Consider the following 2,995-nt stretch of genomic DNA (forward strand, 5'->3'; position numbering starts at 1 on the left):
CTCGGCGCCGGCCCGGCCGGCGCCGAACCGAGCGCCGGCGCCACCCCCGCCCTCAAGCCGCCGGTGCCGCCCCGGGCGAGCGCGCTGCAGAAGCTGCCCGACACGCACACCCAGATCACCACCCCCGACGGATGGACGATCCGCATCGACCTCACCGGCGTCACCGTCTCGCCCGTGCCCAACCTGGCCGAGACCCCGTTCACCCGGGAGGCGTTCTGGAGCGGCACCGCGACCGGCAGGATCCTGGGCAAGGGCAAGACGAACGTCGACTCCGCGCAGATCAAGCTACAGATGCAGGTCGGCTGCCAGGCCGACGTGTCCTCCGGCGCGAACCTCTCGCTCTCGTCCGACCCGAACTATTACGCCGATCCCTCACTGTCGATCGGGGGAGGCGAGCCCCCGACCGCCGGGTTGAATCCCGAGCCTGGCATCGACCTCGACGGGTCCATCGGCACCACCCTCAAGCCGGGCACCATCAATACCCAGGACATCGCGACCCGCAAGCTCCAGACCAAGATCGGCTGGACCAGCCTGCGCCACGTCGAGGCGAAGATCGACGCCTGCGCCGGACCCGTCACCATCCGTCTGGCGGCAGGACTGTCCATCAGTACGATCAATGGAGACAACACGATCTTCACCTACTCGCGCCCGGCGTGGATGTAGAGGGTTCCGACGAGATGACGAGACGATGGGTCCCCCGACGGGCCCGGTCAGCACGCGTACTGCTTGCGGCTGCGGTGACCGTGGTGGCCGTGACGGGAGCCGTGTTGGGCGCCGCGCCGACGCCCGGCGTGCACCTGGTGTCGAGCAGGATCAGTTACGAGGGCGGCGGCGAGGGCGGCGGAGGCGGAGGCGGCGGTGAGAACGGCGGTGGGGGCGAGAACGGCGGCGGCGAGAACGCCGGCGGAGACACCGGCGCGGGCGGCGGCGACTACGGCAGCGCAGGCGGCGCCTCCGCCAGCAAGAGCTCCAGCGCAAGCGATACGTTCCCCGGCGCCCAGACCGCGAACAAGGGCGGGCCGCCGCTGGGCGGCAACCAGTTCACCGCGCCCACCGACGACAAGTCGACGCCGATCGTCGAGGTGCCCGGCGCACCCGCCGCACCTGCATCCGGCGCACCGATCGTGACGGGCTCTGCGAGCTGACGGCTGGTCCGACTCCCCTTACGACAAGCGCCGCCCCGTTCACACGGGGCGGCGCTTTCTCCTAGGTGGCGCGCTCGGTCAGGATGCGAGGCGCTCCGCGGCCGCTGCGATCCGCTCGTCGGTCGCCGTCATCGCGATTCGCACGTGCTCGGTGCCTGACGGCCCGTAGAACTCGCCCGGCGCCACCAGGATCCCGCGCTCGGCGAACCACGCGACGGTGTCGCGGCAAGGCTCACCACGGGTCGCCCACAGATACAGGCCCGCGTCGGAGTGGTCCACCCGGAAACCGGCTCCGGTCACCGCGGCGAGCAGCGCGGCGCGGCGGCGGGCGTACCGCTCGCGCTGGTGCGCCTCATGCACGTCCACCGACAGCGCGTAGGTCATAGCGGCCTGAACCGGGAACGGCATGATGAGCCCGGCGTGCTTGCGCACCGCCGTGAGCTCGCCGATCAGGGCCGGGTCGCCCGCCAGGAACCCCGCCCGATACGAGGCGAGGTTCGACGTCTTGGACAGCGAGTGGATCGCGATCAGGCCGGTCGGGTCGCCGCCCGAGACGCGCGGGTCGAGCACCGACACGGGCTCGGCGTCCCACGCCAACCCCAGATAGCACTCATCGGACGCCACGATCGCCCCGCGCTCACGCGCCCAGTCGACCACCTTGCGCAGGTGCTCCGCGGGGAGCACCTTCCCCGTCGGGTTCGACGGCGAGTTCACGAACACCAGCGCCACCGGCGCCGGGCCGAGTTGCGCCGTCCCGTCGGCCCGCACGGGTGTCGCGCCGGCGAGCAGCGCGCCCACCTCGTACGTCGGGTACGCGAGCTCCGGGATGACGACGGTGTCGCCCGCGCCGAGGCCCAGGGTGGTCGGCAGCCAGGCGATGGCCTCCTTGGTGCCCACCACGGGCAGCACCGCATCGCCGGGTAGCTCGAGCGCGCCGTAGCGGCGGGTCAGCGCCGCCGCAGCAGCCTCCCGCAGCGCGGGGGTGCCGACGGTGGCGGGGTAGCCCGGGAACGCCGAGCCCTCGTAGAGCGCCCGGCGGATCGGCTCGGCGACGGGGTCGACGGGTGTACCGACCGAGAGGTCGACGATGCCGCCGGGATGCGCCGCAGCGGTCGCCTTGACACCCGCGAGTGTGTCCCACGGGAAGTCGGGTAGCCGGGAGGCCGGGCTGGTGCGCGGGCGCGGCGACGGGATGGGCACCGAGCGGGTCCCCGTCATTCTTCGTTCATCGGGGGCAGTGCCTTGACGAACGGAGCGTCGTGGTCGATCTTGCCGGCCTTCGCGGCGCCGCCCGGAGAGCCGATCTCGTCGAAGAAGTCGGCGTTCGCCGCCGTGTACTCGACCCACTCGTCGGGTACGTCGTCCTCGTAGAAGATGGCCTCCACCGGGCACACCGGCTCGCAGGCGCCGCAGTCCACGCACTCGTCCGGATGGATGTACAGCATCCGGTTACCCTCGTAGATACAGTCGACAGGGCACTCCTCGATACATGCCTTGTCCAGGACATCCACGCAGGGCTCTGCGATGGTGTACGTCACCTCACCACTCCTTCGGCCTTCTGTTTCGGTCCAGTATTCCGCGCGCCTGTCCGCCGGGTGAATGAAGTGTGCCCTAACCCGTCGCGTCTGGGCTCGCCGGTACGGCCCGGGCCGCACACCCGGTCGCGGACGTCGGGCGGTCAGTCGCCCTCGGGCGAGGGTGCGCCGGCGAACGCCGCCTCCAGGCCCACGATCTGGGCACCGTCGGACGCCCGGTCGCGGACGGTGCCCAGCGTGGCACGCTCGCCGAGGTAGCCCGCGACCGCACCGATCATGGGCAGGCGGCCGAGCAGGTCGAACGCCGGCGCGGGC

The 2,995-nt window shown here is 71.8% G+C and carries 4 protein-coding genes; 2 read left to right on the forward strand and 2 right to left on the reverse strand.

Going from position 1 to position 2,995, the window contains the following annotated elements; all coding sequences use genetic code 11:
• On the forward strand, window positions 1-663 hold a 663-nt coding region (locus ABD908_RS26970; protein ID WP_345001933.1), incomplete at its 5' end, for an MspA family porin.
• A gap of 14 nt (window positions 664-677) precedes the next feature.
• Complete coding sequence (locus ABD908_RS26975; RefSeq protein WP_345001935.1) at window positions 678-1,145, forward strand: hypothetical protein; 468 nt, start codon at window positions 678-680, stop codon at window positions 1,143-1,145.
• Between the two features lie 78 nt (window positions 1,146-1,223).
• On the opposite strand, the gene dapC is transcribed toward ABD908_RS26975, so the two are convergent.
• The gene (gene dapC, locus ABD908_RS26980) at window positions 1,224-2,363 is read right to left on the reverse strand and encodes a succinyldiaminopimelate transaminase (RefSeq protein ID WP_345001937.1); all 1,140 of its coding nucleotides are present in this window, start codon (window positions 2,361-2,363) and stop codon (window positions 1,224-1,226) included.
• Window positions 2,360-2,683 (reverse strand): ferredoxin, encoded by a 324-nt coding sequence (fdxA, locus tag ABD908_RS26985; RefSeq protein ID WP_345001939.1) that lies wholly within the window; start codon window positions 2,681-2,683, stop codon window positions 2,360-2,362. The genes dapC and fdxA overlap by 4 nt, the downstream gene beginning before the upstream one ends.
• Window positions 2,684-2,995: the final 312 nt, after the last annotated feature.

Origin of the sequence: Tsukamurella soli (assembly GCF_039541155.1) — a bacterium.
GTDB lineage: Bacteria > Actinomycetota > Actinomycetes > Mycobacteriales > Mycobacteriaceae > Tsukamurella > Tsukamurella soli.

Excerpts from the sequence above, each read along its gene's own strand:
- dapC (WP_345001937.1), bottom strand. The coding sequence starts at position 2,363 with ATGACGGGGACCCGCTCGGTGCCCATCCCGTCGCCGCGCCCGCGCACC.
- ABD908_RS26975 (WP_345001935.1), top strand. The coding sequence starts at position 678 with ATGACGAGACGATGGGTCCCCCGACGGGCCCGGTCAGCACGCGTACTG.